The organism is Planomicrobium sp. CPCC 101110, from assembly GCF_007859395.1.
Lineage (GTDB): Bacteria > Bacillota > Bacilli > Bacillales_A > Planococcaceae > Planococcus.
In genome coordinates, this window is sequence record NZ_VOHD01000003.1 from 690,931 (window position 1) to 711,061 (window position 20,131).

General features: G+C 48.1%; 23 protein-coding genes and 1 riboswitch. Of the genes, 16 read left to right on the forward strand and 7 right to left on the reverse strand.

Annotated elements, in window-relative coordinates:
- Positions 1-36: 36 nt before the first annotated feature.
- The 5 genes from FQV30_RS03515 to FQV30_RS03535 all read right to left on the reverse strand — a co-directional run bounded on the left by FQV30_RS03515 (position 37) and on the right by FQV30_RS03535 (position 4,010).
- The gene (locus tag FQV30_RS03515) at positions 37-1,389 is read right to left on the reverse strand and encodes a YjiH family protein (RefSeq protein WP_146498749.1); all 1,353 of its coding nucleotides are present in this window, start codon (positions 1,387-1,389) and stop codon (positions 37-39) included.
- Between the two features lie 145 nt (positions 1,390-1,534).
- Positions 1,535-2,224: a bacillithiol biosynthesis deacetylase BshB2 gene (bshB2, locus tag FQV30_RS03520; RefSeq protein WP_146498750.1), complete on the reverse strand. Its 690-nt coding sequence runs from the start codon at positions 2,222-2,224 to the stop codon at positions 1,535-1,537.
- 12 nt (positions 2,225-2,236) lie between these two features.
- On the reverse strand, positions 2,237-2,587 hold the full coding sequence (locus FQV30_RS03525) for a YojF family protein (RefSeq protein WP_146498751.1): 351 nt from the start codon (positions 2,585-2,587) through the stop codon (positions 2,237-2,239).
- Between the two features lie 274 nt (positions 2,588-2,861).
- Positions 2,862-3,695 carry a pyridoxine/pyridoxal/pyridoxamine kinase gene (pdxK, locus tag FQV30_RS03530; protein WP_146498752.1) on the reverse strand — a complete coding sequence of 278 codons (834 nt, stop codon included), beginning with the start codon at positions 3,693-3,695 and terminating at the stop codon, positions 2,862-2,864.
- Positions 3,696-3,755: 60 nt separating this feature from the next.
- Positions 3,756-4,010, reverse strand: coding sequence for a hypothetical protein (locus tag FQV30_RS03535; RefSeq protein ID WP_146498753.1), 255 nt, complete (start codon positions 4,008-4,010; stop codon positions 3,756-3,758).
- Positions 4,011-4,077: 67 nt separating this feature from the next.
- On the opposite strand from FQV30_RS03535, the gene FQV30_RS03540 reads away from it, so the two are divergent.
- The 4 genes from FQV30_RS03540 to FQV30_RS03555 all read left to right on the forward strand — a co-directional run bounded on the left by FQV30_RS03540 (position 4,078) and on the right by FQV30_RS03555 (position 6,260).
- Complete coding sequence (locus tag FQV30_RS03540; RefSeq protein WP_146498754.1) at positions 4,078-4,797, forward strand: DUF4230 domain-containing protein; 720 nt, start codon at positions 4,078-4,080, stop codon at positions 4,795-4,797.
- A 12-nt stretch (positions 4,798-4,809) separates the two neighbouring features.
- Positions 4,810-5,484 (forward strand): uracil-DNA glycosylase, encoded by a 675-nt coding sequence (locus FQV30_RS03545; RefSeq protein WP_146498755.1) that lies wholly within the window; start codon positions 4,810-4,812, stop codon positions 5,482-5,484.
- 116 nt (positions 5,485-5,600) lie between these two features.
- On the forward strand, positions 5,601-5,864 hold the full coding sequence (locus FQV30_RS03550) for a YwdI family protein (protein WP_146498756.1): 264 nt from the start codon (positions 5,601-5,603) through the stop codon (positions 5,862-5,864).
- Between the two features lie 18 nt (positions 5,865-5,882).
- Positions 5,883-6,260 carry a DUF423 domain-containing protein gene (locus FQV30_RS03555; RefSeq protein ID WP_146498757.1) on the forward strand — a complete coding sequence of 126 codons (378 nt, stop codon included), beginning with the start codon at positions 5,883-5,885 and terminating at the stop codon, positions 6,258-6,260.
- 240 nt (positions 6,261-6,500) lie between these two features.
- Here FQV30_RS03555 and hemQ read toward each other — a convergent pair whose 3' ends face one another.
- The gene (hemQ, locus tag FQV30_RS03560) at positions 6,501-7,250 is read right to left on the reverse strand and encodes a hydrogen peroxide-dependent heme synthase (RefSeq protein ID WP_146498758.1); all 750 of its coding nucleotides are present in this window, start codon (positions 7,248-7,250) and stop codon (positions 6,501-6,503) included.
- Between the two features lie 173 nt (positions 7,251-7,423).
- On the opposite strand from hemQ, the gene lipL reads away from it, so the two are divergent.
- Genes lipL through FQV30_RS03575 form a run of 3 tightly spaced genes read left to right on the forward strand, consistent with a single transcriptional unit; the run spans position 7,424 to position 10,104 of the window.
- Complete coding sequence (gene lipL / locus FQV30_RS03565; protein WP_146498759.1) at positions 7,424-8,245, forward strand: octanoyl-[GcvH]:protein N-octanoyltransferase; 822 nt, start codon at positions 7,424-7,426, stop codon at positions 8,243-8,245.
- Positions 8,246-8,298: 53 nt separating this feature from the next.
- Positions 8,299-9,603 (forward strand): HD domain-containing protein, encoded by a 1,305-nt coding sequence (locus tag FQV30_RS03570; RefSeq protein ID WP_146498760.1) that lies wholly within the window; start codon positions 8,299-8,301, stop codon positions 9,601-9,603.
- On the forward strand, positions 9,604-10,104 hold the full coding sequence (locus tag FQV30_RS03575) for a YwgA family protein (RefSeq protein ID WP_146498761.1): 501 nt from the start codon (positions 9,604-9,606) through the stop codon (positions 10,102-10,104).
- A 424-nt stretch (positions 10,105-10,528) separates the two neighbouring features.
- On the opposite strand, the gene FQV30_RS03580 is transcribed toward FQV30_RS03575, so the two are convergent.
- Positions 10,529-10,714 carry a 2-hydroxymuconate tautomerase gene (locus FQV30_RS03580; RefSeq protein ID WP_106532804.1) on the reverse strand — a complete coding sequence of 62 codons (186 nt, stop codon included), beginning with the start codon at positions 10,712-10,714 and terminating at the stop codon, positions 10,529-10,531.
- Positions 10,715-10,775: 61 nt separating this feature from the next.
- Here FQV30_RS03580 and FQV30_RS03585 point away from each other — a divergent pair, with 61 nt between their 5' ends.
- The 9 genes from FQV30_RS03585 to FQV30_RS03625 all read left to right on the forward strand — a co-directional run bounded on the left by FQV30_RS03585 (position 10,776) and on the right by FQV30_RS03625 (position 20,131).
- The gene (locus FQV30_RS03585) at positions 10,776-11,297 is read left to right on the forward strand and encodes a YwhD family protein (RefSeq protein ID WP_146498762.1); all 522 of its coding nucleotides are present in this window, start codon (positions 10,776-10,778) and stop codon (positions 11,295-11,297) included.
- A gap of 510 nt (positions 11,298-11,807) precedes the next feature.
- Complete coding sequence (gene speE, locus FQV30_RS03590) at positions 11,808-12,641, forward strand: spermidine synthase (protein WP_146498763.1); 834 nt, start codon at positions 11,808-11,810, stop codon at positions 12,639-12,641.
- 3 nt (positions 12,642-12,644) lie between these two features.
- A complete protein-coding gene (speB, locus tag FQV30_RS03595; RefSeq protein WP_146498764.1) occupies positions 12,645-13,517 on the forward strand; it encodes an agmatinase in 873 nt (290 codons plus the stop codon).
- A gap of 136 nt (positions 13,518-13,653) precedes the next feature.
- Positions 13,654-14,877, forward strand: a complete 1,224-nt coding sequence (locus FQV30_RS03600) for a cation:proton antiporter (RefSeq protein ID WP_146498765.1) — start codon at positions 13,654-13,656, stop codon at positions 14,875-14,877.
- Between the two features lie 136 nt (positions 14,878-15,013).
- Positions 15,014-15,511, forward strand: coding sequence for an antibiotic biosynthesis monooxygenase family protein (locus FQV30_RS03605; RefSeq protein ID WP_146498766.1), 498 nt, complete (start codon positions 15,014-15,016; stop codon positions 15,509-15,511).
- Positions 15,512-15,681: 170 nt separating this feature from the next.
- Positions 15,682-16,092: a YwiB family protein gene (locus FQV30_RS03610; RefSeq protein ID WP_146498767.1), complete on the forward strand. Its 411-nt coding sequence runs from the start codon at positions 15,682-15,684 to the stop codon at positions 16,090-16,092.
- Positions 16,089-17,750, forward strand: coding sequence for an arginine--tRNA ligase (gene argS, locus FQV30_RS03615; protein ID WP_146498768.1), 1,662 nt, complete (start codon positions 16,089-16,091; stop codon positions 17,748-17,750). Before FQV30_RS03610 ends, argS begins: the two co-directional genes overlap by 4 nt.
- A 44-nt stretch (positions 17,751-17,794) precedes the next feature.
- Positions 17,795-17,980: riboswitch (cobalamin riboswitch) on the forward strand.
- A 197-nt stretch (positions 17,981-18,177) separates the two neighbouring features.
- On the forward strand, positions 18,178-19,146 hold the full coding sequence (locus tag FQV30_RS03620) for an ABC transporter substrate-binding protein (RefSeq protein WP_146498769.1): 969 nt from the start codon (positions 18,178-18,180) through the stop codon (positions 19,144-19,146).
- A complete protein-coding gene (locus FQV30_RS03625; protein ID WP_146498770.1) occupies positions 19,139-20,131 on the forward strand; it encodes a FecCD family ABC transporter permease in 993 nt (330 codons plus the stop codon). Before FQV30_RS03620 ends, FQV30_RS03625 begins: the two co-directional genes overlap by 8 nt.

Consider the following 20,131-nt stretch of genomic DNA (forward strand, 5'->3'; position numbering starts at 1 on the left):
AAGAACCCTTCGCAAATTTTGCGAAGGGTTCTTCCATTAAAACAACAAATGGGCGATGCCGACAACAATCGGCAAAGCGATAATTGTACGGAGCAGGAAAATGACGATCAAGTCAAGGATGCCTACCGGTATTCTAGAACCGAGCAGCAATCCGCCGACTTCAGACATATAGATAAGCTGGGTAACAGACATTGTCGCTACGACAAAACGCGTCAACTCAGATTCGATGTCTGCCGCAAGAATTGCCGGCAGGAACATATCGGCAAAACCGACGACCATCAGCTGGGCAGCTTCTGCGGCTTCCGGGACGCCAAGCAAGTTCAAGTATGGTACAAACGGCGCGCCTAATATTACAAACACGGATGTATACTCCGCCAAGATCAATGCGATCGTACCGAAGGCCATGACGACCGGAGCCACACCAATCCACATGTCCAGCACATTTTTAAAACCATCTTTGAAGAATTCACTGGCTGAACGATTTTTTTCTGCTGTTTTTAAGCCGCTTTCAAGGCCGTGGGAAAAGACGGTATGTCCTTCAGGAATGTCTTCTGATTGTGTATCTTGCGGTTTACCGTTCATGAACGTTGTCGGTTTTTTTGACAGCGGATAAAGACGCGGCATGATAAGGGCAAGCACAATTCCGGCCAGGATGACCGTACCGTAATACGGCAAGAAGTATTGGGCAAGCCCGACTTCCTGGATAACAACGATGGCGAATGTGATTGAAACAACAGAAAATGTTGTTCCGATAATTGCGGCTTCCCGCTGTGTGTATTTGTTTTGGATATATTGTGTGTTTGTCAACAATACGCCGATTGTTCCATCGCCTACCCATGATGCAAGCGCATCAACTGAAGAACGCCCAGGCAAGCGGAACAAAGGACGCATGACTTTCACCATCATAGTCCCGAAAAACTCCAATAATCCAAAGTTCATCAAGAGCGGCAATAATAAGCCCGCAAACAAGAAAATGGTGAAAAGGAAGGCAAGAAGCCCGCCGGCAGATAATAGAAGTCCGCCTGTATTTTCGCTCCAAACAGCTTCTGGCCCCAATTGGAACATGACCATGACAGCAAAAACCGCTCCTAGGATACGGACGATGGTCCAAAACAAATTGACATTGAACAATTTATCAAGGAACGAAACATGATGTTTTTCATTAACTCTTCTTGTGATAAATACGAGTGAGCCAAGCGCTGCAATGATCATTATGCCCATCATGATCCACGGGGCATAGGCCTCGATTTCGCCGGCCAATAAATTTGCCAACAAGGCAACCGTTACGACCCAGCCTTCTGCAGTTGGTACGGGCACGATAAACAACAGGATGCCCAGTAATGAAGGAATTAAAAATAATAGCCATGTTGACAGTGGATACTTTTTCACGAATGACTCCCCTTTTCCGATGAAATAAAAATGTAACTCTTCAGAGTATACATGATTTCTTTAGTGAAAGCGCATACTTTTTTCAATTTTAATATAATAAAAAAATAAAAAGCACGGTTTCATAATAAGAAACCGTGCTTTGGCATTAGAAAGTTTCTTCGAAATCCTGGTCCCAGCGATAAGCATAGAAGCGTTCCTGTGTCAGCCAGTTTTCCGTATCCATATCGCCTTGCGCAAGTTTATGCTCCATTTCCTCAAGCATCCAAGCGGTTTGGGAGATATGGGCTTTCATCGCGCCCATTTTTTGGTCGCGTACAGCACTCATATCATGGACAATATCAGGTGCCCCGAGCACTTCAAGAGTATTGTTGGCAAAAGCGACGCAGTGGAGTTTCGGCCGGTCTTTCATCCGGCGGACCGCTCTGACGACAGCCCGGGCGGTCGCTTCATGGTCCGGATGGACGGATAGATTCGGATAAAACGTGATGATTAGCGATGGATTCAGTTCAGTGATCAATTCAGCCATCATGCCGACCATTTTTTCGTCCTCTTCAAATTCGACCGTCTTGTCCCGGAGGCCCATCATGCGCAAATCGGTCAGCCCCATGGCCTCTGCAGACGCCTGCAATTCTTTTTTCCGAATTTCCGGCAGAGATTCCCGCGTTGCAAAAGGCGGGTTTCCAAGATTGCGCCCCATTTCGCCAAGGGTTAGGCAAGCATATGTAACTGGAGTTCCTTGTTTGATATAAGTTGAAATTGTTCCCGATACACCGAACGCTTCATCGTCGGGGTGAGGGAAGACGACCAATACATGCCGTTCTTCTGGTAATGCCATGTTCGTTCCTCCTTAATAACTGAACGGTGTTTCGCTGATTTCCAGCGCCACCGCCAATTTTCCTGATCCGTCATGTCCAGCGAGCAGCAATCTGCCTTGCTCGTCCATTTCGTAATGAGTGATGCCTTGCGCATACACCCAGCCGTGCGGCAGTTTCAGGCCGACCCGATGCGGGCTTTCGCCGACCACTTTTCCGAGTTCGTAATTTATGACGACATTGCGGATAAACGCGCCGGCATTGAAAAAACCTTCGTTAAAGTGGGTGGCATAAGACCCGTTAGTTGTTTCAAGATGCAAATACACATCTTTTCCTGCAAAAGCATCCAACTGAACCTGCAATTTTTTTACTTCGACTAATTCCATAATGCTCCTCCTCAACAATCCTTCTTTTTTTAGTATAGGCAAAAGTCCAAAAGAAAGCGAAAACGATGCTTTACGAGAATACTAACAGCACCAGGGAAAAGAAATTTGAAAATAAAAAATAGGGGTTTGGAACTGATTGTGGAAATGGAGCCCAATTGGTATGGCGCTAAAATATTTGCGGCAGATACAGTGAAGCGCAATGTCAAACCTATATCCCTTTCTCGGCAGAATGAAAAAAGGAGGCCGCGATAGCGGCCTCCTTTGGATATATGGATTAAACTTCAGTTATTTCAATTTCAGGTTTCTCGAACTTGTTGGCAGCTCCGTGCATTACTGGGCCGACATATTCGTTCAATTTCCAGCCATGCTGGATGGCGGCGGAAACGAATGTTTTTGCGTCAAGTACAGCTTCTTTAACGGATTTGCCGTTTGCCAAGTTGGCGGTGATTGCAGCAGCGAATGTGCAGCCGGCACCATGGTTATAAGTTGTGTCCGTTTTTTCGGAAGTCAGCAAATAATGTGTCGTCCCGTCAAAAAGCAGGTCAGCAGCTTTTTCATGTTTCAATTGCTTGCCGCCTTTGATGACAACGTATTGAGCGCCGTGCGCGTGGATTTTTTCCGCTGCAGCTTTCAAATCCTCAACTGTCTGAAGTGTTCCTAAACCGGAAAGCTGGCCAGCTTCGACCAAGTTCGGTGTTACAACTTTAGCGACCGGCAACAAGTGGGCAATCATTGCGTCGACGTTTTCAGGAAACAATACTTCATCTTCGCCTTTGCATGCCATGACCGGGTCGATGACGACATCTTCCAAACCGGATTTTTGAATGGCTTTGCCGGCCATTTCGATAATATCGACTGTCGGGAGCATCCCTGTTTTCAAGGCATCAACACCTGTAGAAAATGCGGTTTCAAGTTGAGCGTGAAGCGTTTCGACCGGAATCGGATGGATGCCGTGGCTCCAGCCGTTGTTCGGATCCATGGTTACGATGACGGTCAAAGCGTTCATTCCGTATGTTCCGTGTTCTTGGAACGTTTTCAAGTCAGCTTGGATGCCAGCTCCGCCAGATGTATCTGAACCTGCGATTGTTAAAGTCTTCTTAAGTGTCATCGGTCAAACTCCTTTAAAGAAATTGATTTTATAGTTTTATTTTATCAAAAACCAGCCCATTTACAATGAATCGGTCTTTTGAGGCGTGAGCAGAATTGCGGCGCTTATGGTGCTTAGCGCGAAGAACGCTGCGATGAACAATGCGATGATCCAGCTGCCGCTTCTGAAAAGACCAATCGCGATGATAAATGTTAGAATGGACACAGCGATTAAGAACGCTGCCAGGCATCCGATGCCGGCTTGTTTTGCCCTTTCTGGAGCACTGGAACCATCCGCTGCGGAAATTGTTTTTATTTTTTCTCGCCAATCAGCCATCGTTATCGCCCCTTTTGCTTATCCTATCATGGGGCGATAATGAAATGAATAGAAAGAGGGATGTTATATGGCAAAAGATCCGAAGTTGACGGAAATTGAGCGTTTATTGAATGAAGTGAAAGGAAAAGGAGAAACAAAAGAATCAGGATTCTGGCGGACAGCCAAAGTCATGATGGGGGTTTTCCGCAATTCTTTTTTTGTGCTTATTACAGCTCTCCTGTTGTTGCTGGTCGCTCTGCCTCTGGGTACATGGTGGATGATCCAAGGCTCCACCGCGACCGAAAGCAAGGGTGCGTTCTTGGAACGGATCCAGGATTTGAATGAGTTATCGACAGCGGAAGCTTATTCGAAAGTGATTATCGAGCGCCAGGACAATGCGCTGTTCGGAAAGGAAATCGGCTTGGATTTGCCCGGGACAAAACGCCAGCTGCTTGTTGTGATTCCGGGGTCAGTCCGTGCGGGCATTGATTTTTCTGAAGTCACCGAAGAAGATATCGTCCTCGACGAGGAAGCGAAGACTGCGACATTGACGTTGCCGCCTGCAAAAATTCTGGGAGGCCCTGAATTGTTCATGGACCAAGTGGAAGTGTATTCGTACGAAGGCCTTCTCCGTGGAGATACCGATATTTCGGAAGCATATGAACTTGCGGAAGAAGCGAAAAAACTGATGGTGGAAGAAACGACCGGCCAAGGGGTGCTGGAAACGGCCGAAGCTAATGCGGCCCGGTCTGTGCAGGAAATGTTCAACTTGGTCGATTATGATGTGGAAGTCCAATTTGAAGATTGAGGAGTGGGGTCTATGGGAAAGCAGATTTTTCAAAACGATTGGCAGGACGTATTGGGAGAAGAATTTGAAAAACCTTACTACTTGAAGTTGCGGGAATTCCTGAAAGAAGAGTATTCGAACGAGACCATCTATCCTGCCAAGGAGAACATCTGGTCAGCGTTCGAGCATACACCTTTCAAAGATGTTAAAGTCGTTATTTTAGGGCAAGATCCGTACCATGGCCCGAACCAGGCGCATGGATTGAGCTTCTCTGTGCAGCCGGGAGTTCCGCATCCGCCGAGCTTGCGCAATATGCTGAAAGAGCTGGAAGAAGACCTCGGCTGCCAAAAGCCGAAAGACGGCACATTGACAAAATGGGCGGACCAGGGCGTCATGATGCTCAACACAGTCCTGACGGTCCGGGCGGGGCAAGCGAATTCGCACCGCAATCAAGGATGGGAAACGTTCACTGATGAAGTGATCCGCAAATTGTCGGAGCGGGAAGAACCGGTCATCTTTGTGTTATGGGGCAAACCCGCACAAAAGAAAAAGCCGCTTATCGACTTGGAAAACAACGATATTGTGGAAGCCCCGCACCCGAGTCCGCTTAGCGCCAGCCGTGGATTCTTCGGCAGCCGGCCTTATTCAAAAGTGAACGAAATGTTACAAAAACGGGGGCAGCAGCCGATCGATTTTTGCCTTGCCTGATGCGGTTTAAGCAAGGCATGTTAAAATAAGGGGAAACCCTGCTTGATGGGGTGTTGTTGCCTCGGCTGACCGTCAAAGCGAAAGGGAAAAGATTAGAAATGAAAGGGGGATTTACGATGGCTGTCGCACCTGCACGTATTTTGAGTGAGATTGAGAAATACGCCGGCAAAGCGCGGACTGAAGATCCGGCGAAAATGCGCGAATCGGTCGCCGCTATCCGGGCTTTGTGCAATCTGTTGCTGGATGAGGACGGACCCGTTCAGGAACAAACGCCGCGTGCTATGCCGCTCACGCCCCCAGCTTCAAAGCCACCAATTTCGTTGGGCGAGAACAAGTTGAAAGAAGAAGGCGCCAACGGGGATTCATTGTTTGATTTTTAAGCGGAAAGAGGAGAAAGCATGAAGTTTTTCTTGATTGCCGGAGCGGTCAACGCGTTGTTGTCTGTCGCTTTCGGTGCATTTGGCGCGCATATGCTGGAAGGGCGCGTTGCGGATAAGTACATTGCCACTTGGCAAACAGCGGTGCAATATCAAATGTTCCACTCGATCGGTTTGATGATTGTAGCAGTCTTGATGAGCTCCGCGTTTATCGGGCCTATCAGCTCGTTGAACTGGGCTGGGTATTTGATGCTTGCGGGCATCATCATTTTCTCAGGAAGCCTTTATGTCTTGAGTCTATCGGGCATCAGTATTTTAGGTGCCATTACGCCAATTGGCGGCGTCGCATTCATCGTCGGCTGGATCATGCTGATTGTTGCAGCGGCAAAAGCATTATAAGATAATGCAAAAAAGCAGTCCGCCAAGGCGGACTGCTTTTTTGCGGATTTCATATAGAAGAGCGCGAAGCGCATGAAGAAAGTGCACTTTGCCATGTAAAGGGTGCGGAAATTCATGTTGAAACTCCGGAAGTTCATGTTAGGTGCGAAAAGATAGAATTGGGATGCAGAACTATAGGCGGAAGATGCGTTCAAGGTTAAAAGCAATAAAAAAAGCCGCCTAGAGGCGGCTTCCAACTATTTATACTTCCAAAAACTTCACGAAACGGTCTGCGTCTAGGCGTGTGCCGACATAGAACGAACCGAATTCGGCATAGCGGGCGCTGACTTCGTCAAAGCGCATTTCGTAGACCAATTTTTTGAACTGAAGAACGTCGTCCGCAAACAAAGTGACGCCCCATTCATAGTCATCAAAACCGACAGAACCGGAGATGATCTGCTTCACTTTGCCGGCGTAGCTGCGGCCGATTTTGCCGTGGCTCAGCATCAACTCTTTGCGCGCGTCCATCGGCAGCATGTACCAGTTGTCTTCGCCTTGGCGGCGTTTGTCCATCGGATAGAAGCAGATGTATTGCGACCGCTGAAGTTCCGGGTACAGGCGCGCACGGACATGCGGGTTTTGGTATGGGTCTTCATCCGATTTTCCAGCCAGGTAGTTGGAAAGTTCGACGACAGAAACATACGAATAAGTTGGAACTGTATAAGCGACCAATGTCAGCTTGTTGTATTCTGTTTCAAGTTCCCGCAGTTCGTCCATCGTCTCGCGCAATAACATCAACATCAAATCGGCTTTTTGGCCGACGATGGAATACAAGGCGTGCGCTCCGGTCTTGTTCTCATCCGCTTGGTTGACTTTTTCGATAAACGCTTGATATTCGTCGATTGCGAACTGGCGCTCTTCGTCCGTCAACAATTTCCATGAAACCCAGTCCATCGAACGGAAATCATGAAGGACGTACCAGCCGTCTAATGTAATTGCTGCTTCGTTCATTTATCAAACACTCCTTTTAGTCTTGCTCTCACAAAATCAGTTTATCACAACACCTTGGCAACTTCCTCCAAAAGAAGGGGCTGTCACCAATTCGTCATGGCTTGGACGCCTTTTCAGCAAGGCTTGAGTCGGGTAAACTGAAAGGAAGTTATTCGGGAAGAGGAGAAATCGTTATGCCGTTATCTATAGAACAAATCAAGTGGCGTTTCTGGGACCAGTCCTTGAGCGCGAAAAACCGATCCGCACTGGAATCGTTTGCCGCAGACGACACATTATGCGAGCTCGTCGGTTCGGGCAAAAGCCTGCCGGCCGTCCGCACATGGGTCCATGACAACACGGTCGTGCTCGGCATCCAAGACCACCGGCTGCCGCATCTTGAAGCGGGGATAAAGGTGCTTCAGTCCCGCGGCTTCACGCCGATTGTTCGCAATTCGGGAGGGCTGGCTGTCGTGCTCGATGCCGGTGTCTTGAATATTTCACTCGTCATGTCGGAAAAGGAAAGTGCCATTGATATTTCCTCAGGATATGATATGATGCTCGAATTGATCCGGAATTTGTTTCCCGATGCCCCGATTGAAGCTTATGAAATCGTCGGCTCCTATTGCCCGGGTTCTTATGATTTGAGCATCGGAGGGAGAAAATTCGCAGGCATTTCCCAACGCCGCATCCGCAGAGGGGTCGCAGTGCAAATTTATCTTTGTGTCGAAGGAAGCGGAGCGGAACGGGCGGAACTGATCCGCGATTTTTACGAAGCAGGCCTTGCAGGGGAAGAAACGAAATTCGCATACCCTGTGATCCAGCCGGAAGTGATGGCGTCGCTCAGCGAGCTGTTGGGAAGAACCATCACTGTTCCCGAAGTGATGCTCGATTTGTATGGCATGTTGGGCATGCCGGCGCCGCAGCCGCTTCTTCCGGAAGAAATGGAGCTGTACGGGTTTTATTTGGACCGGGTAGTGGAACGGAATAAGAAAATGCTGCCAGCGCCCCTTGAATGAGAAATTGAGGGCAAGTTAAAATATGAGTTGATAGAACAAATTGGAGGTGTGCCATGAGCTATGCTGCACAAAAATTAGCAGAAGAAAAAGTGTTCAAAGATCCGGTTCATAGGTACATCCATGTACGCGACCAAGTTATCTGGGATCTGATCAATTCGCGTGAAGTGCAGCGCCTTCGCCGGATCAAACAATTAGGGACTTCTTATCTGGTGTTCCACGGAGCGGAGCATAGCCGCTTTAACCATTCGCTCGGCGTTTATGAAATCGTCCGCCGGATCGTCGATGATATCTTTCATGAACGTCCGGCATGGGATGAGAGCGAACGGCTTGTCGTTTTATGTGCGGCGCTTCTTCATGATCTCGGGCACGGACCGTTCTCGCATTCGTTCGAGAAAGTTTTCCACGTCGATCATGAAGTGTTCACACGGGAGATATTGCTTGGCGAAACGGAAGTCAATGGGATTTTGTTGAAGGTCGCGGCTGATTTTCCGAAGAAAGTGGCTGAAGTGATAGCGAAAACCTATTCAAACAAGCAAGTCGTCTCGCTGATTTCAAGCCAGATTGATGCGGACCGCATGGACTATCTTCAGCGTGATGCATACTATACAGGCGTTTCTTACGGACATTTTGATATGGAACGCATCTTGCGCGTCATGCGTCCGGTAGAGGACCAGGTGGTCATCAAATCGAGCGGGATGCACGCAGTCGAGGACTATATCATGAGCCGCTACCAAATGTATTGGCAAGTGTATTTCCACCCCGTTGCCCGGAGCGCGGAAGTGATTTTGCGGAAGATTTTGCAAAGAGCCAAGGAATTGAGCGAATCCGGCTATAAATTCGAGCAGCCGCCGACCCATTTTATGGCCTTTTTCGATAGGTCGTTCAATTTGAAGGATTACTTGGCGCTTGATGAAGGGGTATTGATGACATATTTCCAGCTATGGATGACGGAACGCGACCCGATTTTGTCCGATTTGAGCGACCGCTTTGTCAACCGGCGGCTGTTCCAGTATGTCGATTTTGATCCGGGCAAAGACTACCGGAAACTCGGAGAGCTCTCCCAATTGTTCAGAAAAGCGGGGATCGATCCCGATTATTATTTGATTGATGATTCAACGTCCGACCTGCCTTACGATTTCTACCGTCCGGGCGAAGAGGAGGAGCGCCTGCCGATCCATCTCTTGATGCCGTCAGGCGAAATCAAAGAATTATCCCGGTCCTCACAAATCGTCGATGCCATTTCCGGCAAAAGGCGGACCGATTATAAATTGTATTTTCCTGCAGAGTTGCTCATTGATGGCAAGAAAAAGGCCGTCAAACAGCAAATCCTGCAAATGCTTCGAGAAGGAGGAGTATAATTGCTCCAGGAACACGCAAAAATAGTAGATTTCATATCATTGGCGGAAGGGATTACCGGCCGCAAGAAGTTACAGAAAATGATTTACATATTGAAGAAAATGGGTGTGCCATTTCAGGAAAAATATGAATTTCATATTTATGGCCCTTATTCGGAAGAGCTGACGGCCCGTGTCGAGGAATTATGCGATATGGGATTTGTTTCAGAAGAGCTGGAAGATAAAGGTTCATATGTACAGTACAAATACAGCGTGACGGCCGAAGGGATGGAATTCTCTAATGCACTTGGAAAATCGGTGCTCGGAAATCCGTCGCAAGCCGTAAAGCTCAATGAAAAAAGCGGCCGCTTTTTGGAGCTGACTGCAACGCTCCTGTATTTCGATCATTTGGAGCGGGCAGAACAAATTGAAAAGCTGCACGTCGTCAAAGGCAAACTCAATTTTACAAACGAAGAAATCAACCAAGCGTTCGAATTCATTGAAGAACTGTCAGTGCTGATGTAAAAGAAAAAACTCCCGCTTTCGGGAGTTTTACTTTATGTAGTAAGTTGAACTTCATATCTTTAGTTGTTGGCATTCCGCAAAACAGCTGCGCTTTCCGCGGGCTCACGCCGAACTGACTCGGGCTTTTGCCCGAGTGGATTTCGGCACTTCGCTATCCCGCAGGAAAGTATCGGCCGACCAGCATTCGGCTGATACTTTGCGACGAAGCGCACAGCGCTGCAGGAGCACATGGTTTTCTCCGCTGTTTTGCTCCATGCCTTTCAGTCAATTAGCAGTAAAACAGCAATTTTACCAGAAGTCACTTGAAATCTTAAGGCATTTCTTAGCTTCGGCGCGTCTGCGGGCTTATTGCGAGAGCCATGCCCAAAGCGAACGAAGCGGTGTGTAAATGATACTTCTTTAGTTCAACTTAAATATATCGTTTTTACTGATCAGAGAACAGTTTCCCTTTTGTACCGTAGTCGCTTTTTTTCATGTCTTCGATAAAAACGACGACGTTTTCGACCGGTGCGCCAGTTGTTTCAGAAACGGCTTCCGTCACTTTTTCAACAAGTGCGCGTTTTTGGTCTTCTGTGCGCCCTTCGAGCATTTTAACAGTCACATATGGCATAATGGATACAGCTCCTTTTCTTGAGATTACCACCATCATAGCAGAACGGAGGATTGTAAACATGGCAAATGAAGAAAAACCAAAACAAAAACTGGGCTTTACCATCATAAAAGACGATCCGACCGATGGACATAAAGGCTATGGCATCGGCTCATTGTCGCTGGAAAACGTCTCTCCAGTCATTATTGACGTGGAAGAAGGGACCGCTGTCGTCGATATCGGCGCCATGCACGCAAGAAGCGAAGTCGAGCGCGGCATCAAGTTCACCACCAACCGTGAGGACTCGGCAGGCGGCAAGGACTACTGGCTCGTATGGGTCACCATCGACTTCAATCCGCAAGGGCCCTATTATGCGGGCGTCGCCGCTTGCGAAATGGTCGTCAACCGCGAAAAACGGCGCGGCTACAAAATTTTGGCCGACCACGTCAACCGGATGGACAAATCGATGAAGCGCAAAATTCTTGTCGACCACATGGATGCGCCGTCAAAGAAAGTGCTGCATGACTATTTGAAGAGCCACAACGAAGAGATGTGGAACCGCAGCGCAGAACAGCTCCATACGGATTTGAACACAGAATTCTAATATAAGATGAACAGTTTGTGACAGTTGGAAATAGCTTCAATAACGGTTGAAGTTGCTTGGAAAAGGAAGTACACTAGACGTACAGCTTTTGAATATAAAGCTAGGACACCTGTAATGCGAGCGGGTGATGTGAGCCATTGCGTCAACCCAAGCCAATGCCTCATGTTTCTTGCTCCGCACCATCAGGATAAAAAGGTTTTCTGTGAAGGGAAAAGGTTCCCTGTACAGGAAACCTTTTTGTTTTGGGGAATATTGTGTGGCCGAGCGGGTAAGGAAGCTATATGGCCGGAGCAAAGCTGTTCCTCCATGAAAATTTTTATAAACGCGTTTTCCTTGGCCGCTGCCGCAGCGCATTTTGCCGAAGAACGTCGGCGGTATGGGCTCCGCAATAGGAAGCGGCAGAAAAAATTATTGCACTTTCCTTGAAAACACTTATACTTTTAAAAGTATGCAAAAAAGCACTTTACTTAAATAACACTTATTCTGGAAGATAAAGGAGTTTGATTATAGATGGCAGGATTTTGGTACACAGAAAAGCAGACGGAGAATTTTGGGATTACAATGAAAATCAACAAAACGCTTCATACCGAACAAACGGATTTTCAGTATCTTGAAATGGCGGAAACAGCTGAATGGGGCAATATGCTGTTTTTGGACGGCATGGTCATGACATCGGAAAAAGATGAATTTGTCTACCATGAAATGGTTGCCCATGTGCCGCTCTTTACGCATCCGAACCCGGAAAACGTATTGGTTGTAGGCGGTGGGGACGGCGGGGTTATCCGTGAAGTGCTGAAGCACCCGTCCGTGAAAAAAGCGACGCTTGTCGACATTGACGGCAAAGTGATCGAGTACTCGAAAAAATATTTGCCTTCTATCGCTTCAGGGCTTGAAGATGCGCGCGTGGAAGTGATTGTCGGGGACGGCTTCATGCACATTGCGGAATCTGAAAACAAATACGATGTGATCATGGTCGATTCAACAGAACCTGTTGGCCCTGCGGTGAACTTGTTCACAAAAGGCTTCTATGCTGGAATTTCAAAAGCGTTGAAAGAAGACGGCATTTTCGTCGCACAGTCGGACAATCCATGGTTCAAAGGCGATTTGATCCAGCAAGTGCAAAAAGATGTGAAGACAATCTTCCCGATTACAAAACTGTACTTGGCGAACATCCCGACTTATCCATCAGGCCTTTGGGCATTCACGATCGGATCGAAAAAATATGATCCGTTGGCAGTGCCTGCTGAGCGCTTCCACGATATCGATACGAAGTACTACACGAAAGAATTGCATAATGCAGCATTCGTGCTGCCGAAATTCGTAAAAGATTTGGCAGGCGAATAAACAATGAGATTCGATGAGACATACTCCGGAAAAGTGTTTATCAAAAGCCATCCGAATTATGAAGAATCCAAGGCGGTGCTGTACGGCATGCCGATGGACTGGACGGTAAGCTACCGCCCAGGTTCACGCTTCGGCCCGAACAAAATCCGCGAAGTTTCAATCGGTCTTGAAGAGTACAGTGCATATTTGGACCGCGAACTTGAAGATGTGAAGTTTTTTGATGCAGGCGACATTCCGCTGCCTTTCGGCAATCCGGAAAAAAGCTTGCTGGAAATTGAAACCTACATCCATACTTTGTTGAATGACGGCAAAATCCCAATGGGCATGGGAGGCGAGCACCTTGTTTCCCTGCCGGTCATGAGAGCTGTCGCCAGCAAGTACGAAAATCTGGCAATCATCCATTTTGATGCGCACACGGACCTTCGCGAACATTACGAAGGCGAAGAATATTCCCATTCGACGCCGATCCGTAAAATCGCCGACCTCATCGGACCGTCGAACGTTTATTCATTCGGCATCCGTTCAGGCATGAAAGAAGAATTCCAATGGGCAAAAGAAAACGGCATGCACATTTCCATGTTCGAAGTGCTTGAGCCATTGAAAGAAATTCTTCCGACATTAGCGGGACGGCCTGTCTATGTGACGATCGACATCGATGTTCTTGACCCGGCTCACGCGCCCGGTACAGGTACGGTTGACGCAGGCGGCATTACTTCCCGCGAATTGCTCGCATCCATCCATGCGATTGCAGCTTCCGAGATCAACGTCGTCGGATTTGATTTAGTGGAAGTGGCGCCGGTTTACGACCATTCCGACCAAACCGCCAACACAGCCAGCAAATTGATCCGTGAAATGATCCTGGGCTGGGTAAAATAAGAAAGCGAAAGGCTCCTGTTTTATAGGAGCCTTTTTATATTGTTTTCCGGCTGGCCCTTTCTTCTGGTGAAATCAGGTTTAACTTGTTCTATTTAGAGAAAAGTATAGTTAAGCGCCAGGTTAGGAGAGATGGATGATGCATGAATTTGATGAGGTTTTTATTCAGCTGCTGGTTTTGTTGGCAATCGCCGTTGCGGTAGTCGGGGTGGCTAAAAAGCTCAAACAGCCGGATACGATTGCCCTTGTATTGGTTGGACTTTTTTTAGGGATTGTGACCCTCCCTTTTCCGTTGCTTGACCATGCGGAAGAATACATTACGCAGTCCAACGTGTTTCACGCAATTATAATTTCTTTGTTCTTGCCGATTCTCCTTGGAGACGCCACGTTGAAACTGCCGTTCCATCATCTATACAAATGGAAAAAGACGGTTTTGTGGATGGCTTTAGGCGGAACTTTTTTGTCGTTCATCCTTATCGGATTTTCTGCTCATTATTTCATCGGCTTGCCGATTGCCGTGGCATTCACTTTTGCCGCTTTAATGAGCGCGACCGATCCCATCAGCGTGCTTTCGATTTTCAAGTCTGCAGGGGTTTCTGAGAAAATATCCACAATTATGGAAGGGGAATCGCTATTCAACGACGGAATCGCGATTGTCCTTTTCCAGATTTCGTCTTTGTATCTGCTGACATATATCGAAATGGGCTGGGCAGGAGTTGGAAGCGGCGTTTGGCTGTTTCTGCAGTTTGCAGTGGGCGGCGTTCTGGTCGGCCTTGTTCTTGGGTTTGTTTTTTCCCAGATCATTCGCTTATACGATGACTACCCATTTGAAATCGCAATTTCCGCCCTTTTGTTTTTCGGGAGTTATTTTATTGCCGAACACCTGCACGTTTCCGGCGTAATCGCGGTCGTAGCAGCCGGATTTGTGTTTGGTGATTATGGCGGAAAAATTGGCATGTCTGAAAACACCGAAAAAAATATCAATGTCTTTTGGGATGTCATTACGCTGATCGCCAATTCGCTGATTTTCCTGATTGTCGGCTTGGAGATTCGGAATATTGATTTCTCGGGCCGATGGGATATTATCATTTACGCCATCGTCATTGTCATAGCAGCGCGAATAGTTGCGCTTTTTCTCAGTACGATGCCTGCAAAGAGCTTGAACAGGAAAGAGCGGGTCCTCTTGAATTGGGGCGGATTGAAAGGCAGTTTGTCAATTGCACTGGCGTTGAGCCTGCCGGCCGATTTTGAAGGAAGGGAAACTGTGCTGCTCCTGACATTTGCCGTCGTCCTATTTTCCCTGATCGTCCAAGGCTTGACCATCAAGCCGTTGATCCGAAAGCTGGGACTCAATGTGAAATAACGCAGCATTGGTTCCGGGTTGTCAGGGACAGCCGATAGAAAGCGGAGAAAGGGATCCATCCAAGATGAGGTTGGATGGATTCTTCCCGCTGAAAACGATAAGATAAATGAATACATAATTGGAAGAGGTGCTGACTATGGAATTGTATAAATGGGTAGGCCACCGGGATCAAGGCATGGGAATTCTCGCGGCCTTTCCAAACTCACGGCTGATTTACATGACGAATGGCGAAGAAGCGGCCGTGCTTTTTGAGGCGGAAGGAAGTTCTCCGGTGCAGGGTTTTGAAGGCTACCAAGTGCTGGATGCTGTCGGAGATATCAATGACGGCTATTTTGCGGTATTCAATAACATTCCGGTGGCAAAGGAAGGCCGGGAGTTATTCGAGTCGCGATTCAAAAACAGGGCAGGGATGGTCGAGAAAGAGCCTGGCTTTGCGGCGATCCGTGTTTTGCGCCCTTTGGACTCGGATACTTACATTATCCTCACTCTATGGAAAGATGAAAAATCTTTCGCGGATTGGCAGGAGTCGCAGGCGTATGGGCATGCGCATGCCAAACGCGGCACCGAAGACGGCATTGACAAGCGCCCGAACATTTTTCCCCGCCCTTCTTATGTGAAGACCTATATGAAGTGAACCGATTCTTCTCTCTGCTTGATTTGAAGCTGAAGGGCCGCATGCATCCGCCAGGCGAATGCATGCGGCGCTTTTTGGTTTCAACGGGAAACTTAATTGAAAAACCCCTTGGATTCAGGCTATAATGAATAGGTTATAAAGCGGGATAAACGAACGGGGAGGCGGAGAGGATGCAGAAATCCGTAATGATCAGGCTCACGACAACAATCCGCCAGCCGAATGTGGATGATCAAGTAATGGAGTTGCGGTCGGAAGGGTTGCTGACGGAGAAGAACAACCGGCGCTATTTGCAGTATGCAGAGCAGCAGGAGGATCTCGAAATCCGGACGGTCGTGAAACTGAGCGAAGATGAAGCGCTTATTTTAAGAAGTGGAGGCTTGCAGATGCGGCTCCCATTTTTATTACATAAAGAACAAACGGGCAATTTGACGAATGCGCAAGGTTCGTTCATGTTGACGACCATGGCGCATGAATTATTAGTCGAGGATACCCGGTTTAAAGTCCGCTACGATTTGGCGATGGGTGCCGACCATGTCGGTGAATACGAAATGGAAATACAGTTTACGGAGGGCAAACAATGAATGCAGTAGAAAAAGTTCAACAAACGATCAAACAAGTGATCAGTGAAGCGGTCCAAAAAGCGGAATTGACAACAGAACCGGTAACGGTTCAATTGGAGTCGCCGAAAGATAAAACAAATGGGGACTACGCGACGAACATTGCAATGCAATTGACGAAGCTTGCGAAAAAACCGCCCCGCGCGATTGCGGAAGCGATTGTCTCCAACCTTGACAAAGAAGCCGCAAACATTGAAACGGTTGAAATTGCCGGACCAGGATTTATCAACATCACCATCAAAAAAGATTATTTGCTGGATGTGGTGAAAACCGTTCTTGAACAGCAAGAAGAATACGGCCGCTCAACATCAGGAGGCGGAGAACGCGTCCAAGTCGAGTTCGTTTCTGCAAACCCGACCGGCGACCTGCACCTTGGCCATGCCCGCGGTGCTTCAGTTGGCGATTCCTTGTGCAATGTTCTTGACCTTGCGGGCTACGATGTGTCCCGTGAATACTACATCAACGATGCCGGCAACCAGATCAACAACTTGGCCCTGTCGATCGAAGCCCGTTATTTTGAAGCGCTTGGCAACCCTGACAGCATGCCGGAAGATGGTTACCGCGGACAGGACATCAAGGATATCGCTGAAGACTTAGTGAAAGAGCACGGCGATAAATTTGCCAATATAACCCACGAAGAGCGTTACAAAGCATTCCGTGAGCATGGCTTGAAAGTGGAATTGGCGAAACTTCAAAAAGATTTGGCGGATTTCCGGGTTGAATTCGACGTCTGGTTCTCGGAAACATCGTTGTATGAGAAAGGCGAAATTGACATTGCTTTGAACAAACTGCGTGAGAACGGCCATATTTTCGAAGAAGAAGGAGCAACTTGGTTCCGTTCGACAACATTCGGGGATGACAAAGACCGCGTATTGATCAAAAATGACGGCTCTTTCACGTATCTATTGCCCGATATCGCTTACCACGAAGACAAATTGTCGCGTGGATTTGATAAGCTGATCAATATTTGGGGAGCGGATCACCACGGCTATATCCCACGCATGAAAGCGGCGATCGAAGCGCTTGGCTATGACCGCGATACCCTTGAAGTAAGCATTATTCAGATGGTGCAGCTGTACAAAGACGGCGAAAAGATGAAGATGAGCAAACGTACCGGCAAGGCCGTGACAATGCGCGAACTTGTTGAACTTGTCGGACTTGATGCAGTCCGTTATTTCTTCGCAATGCGTTCAGGTGATTCGCACATGGACTTCGATCTGGATTTGGCAGTTTCGCAATCCAATGAAAACCCGGTTTACTATTCGCAATATGCGCATGCGCGGATCTGCTCCATTTTGCGCCAAGCGGAAAGCCAAGGCTTCACCGCTTCAACCGGCAGCCTGGACTTGCTGACATCTGAAAAAGAAATCGATGTCCTGAAGAAAATCGGCGATTTCCCGCTGGTGATTGCAGATGCGGCAAAACTGCGGGCGCCGCACCGTGTGACAACATATATCCAGGAATTAGCGTCCAACTTCCATAGCTTCTATAACGCCAATAAAGTATTGGACACATCAAACGAAGAATTGACCCGTGCCCGCCTCGCTCTGATCACGGCTGTTAAAATAACGATTGCCAATGCATTGAAAACCGTAGGTGTCGCTGCACCGGAAAAAATGTAAGAGACAACGGAAAAATTTGGTGTATAATAAATCCGAATGATAATTTGATAACGCATCATAAAGGTGCTTATGTCTAAGAACATGAGTTAAAAGGGAAGCCGGTTCGACTCCGGCGCGGTCCCGCCACTGTATGTGGGAGCAAGCTGCGGAATGCCACTGAAGGAAGCTTCGGGAAGGCGCAGCAAGCGATGATTACAAGCCAGGAGACCTGCCTTTATGGAAATACCCATATGCTTGCGAGGACAAGAGGGGATGTACATGCCTTTTTATGTCGTCCTTTCGATCCCTCGCAAACACTGCGGGGGATTTTTTATATAAGAAAAGCGCCGGTGGTCGAGCGGGAACTGAGTGTCCGCTCACTGGAGTCCAGGCACCCGGAAAAATGGTGCATCTGCAGTTTTCCAATTAGAAACGGAGGATTTTATTGATGAAAAAGGTTTGGAAGTTTGGGGTAAGCGCAGGATTGGCAGCGGCTTTGCTTGCGGGATGCGGACAGGAAGCGGCGCCAGCAGAACAGGAAACCGCGACAGAAACGCCGGCGGCACCAGCGGAAACGGAATTTCCGGTAACGCTGACGGATGCCGTAGGGGATGAAATCACTATCGAAGAAGAGCCGGAAGCGATTGTTTCGATGATTCCATCAAACACTGAGATCGCCTATGAGCTTGGATTGGATGATAAGATTGTCGGAGTTTCCGATTTTGACAACTACCCGGAAGAAGCGGCTGAAGTCGAGAAAATCGGCGGCCAGGAATTTAATGTGGAAAAAATCATCTCTTTGCAGCCGGATGTCGTGCTTGCGCATGAATCAGGTTTAGGCGTCGGCGATGCAGGGCTCCAACAATTGCGGGATGCAGGAATTAAAGTTTTCGTTGTGAACAATGCCGAGAATTTCGAGCAGGTCTACGAAACGATTGATACAATCGGCAAAGCAACTGGAACGCAAGAAGAAGCGGAAGCGGAAATTGCCGAAATGAAAGAAGAAGTGGCGGAAATTGAAGAAAAAGCAGCATCGATTGAAGATCCGAAAAAAGTATTCATCGAAGTAAGCAGTGTTCCTGAAATTTACACAACAGGAAGCGGCACATTCATGGACGAAATGCTTTCCCTTATCAATGCTGAAAATGCAGCTGGGGATCTCAAGGGCTGGGCAACTATCGATCCGGAAGCGATCGTAGACAGAAATCCTGATGTAATCGTGACTACAGAAGGGACATACAATCCGGAAGCCGTCAACCAGATCATGGAGCGCGGAGGTTTTGCCGATGTAACGGCAGTAAAAGAAAAAGCGGTTCATGAAGTGGATTCCGATATGGTCAGCCGTTCAGGCCCGCGCTTGACTGATGGCTTGGAGGAATTGGCAAAAGCTGTATATCCAGAGGTTTTCAGTGAATAAAAGCACGGCAGCCTATATTGTTTCTCTTGTTTTTTTGGGAGGAGCTGTATTGCTGGGTGTATTGGTCGGAACGGTTTCAATTTCTCCGGAAGTGCTGTGGAACCGGGGCTCTGACCAGTCGGCAGCCAATATTTTATGGAATATCCGGATGCCGCGCGTTGTGCTGGCGGGCCTTGTTGGAGCGTCTCTTGCCATTGCAGGGGCAGCGTTCCAAGGGCTGCTCAAAAATCCGCTAGCCGACCCTTACACTTTAGGAGTGTCGTCCGGTGCCTCAGTTGGCGCCGTGATGACGCTCTTTTTCAGTATTTCAGCGCCTTTTTTAGGGATATTCACCTTGCCGGTCATGAGCATGGTCGGCGCGCTTGCCACAATGCTTGCGGTCATGGGATTTGCGAAGCTGGTGGACCGGTCCATGAAGATGGAAACAGTGATTTTGACCGGAATCATTTTCAGTTCGTTTCTTGGTTCGGTTATTTCGCTGATGATTGCGTTGACCGGAGAAGAATTGCGCCAAATCATCGGGTGGCTGCTGGGCAGCGTTTCAATGCGGGGATGGCCATATGTTCAAATGGCCTTGCCATTTTTTCTTGTCGGTTCGTTTGTTCTGTGGCTGAACCGCAGGGAATTGAATGCTATGCTTTTCGGGGAAGAGCGTGCGCGCCATCTCGGTGTTGACGTCAAAAAGCGGAAAATGATGATTTTGATCGGCGGTTCCGTTTTAACAGGGGCAGCAGTTTCCGTTTCCGGTACAATCGGTTTTGTAGGACTGGTTGTTCCGCATATGGTCCGGCTTCTCTGGGGAGCGGACCACCGGCATGTTTTGCCGCTGTCCTTCATCAATGGAGCGGCTTTGCTGATTCTTTGCGATTTGGTTGCACGGACAATCATTTCACCGACCGAGTTGCCGATTGGGGTTATCACTTCATTTATCGGCGCCCCGGTTTTTGCGTTTATCTTTTTCCGGCAGCGGAAAGGAGGAGTTTAA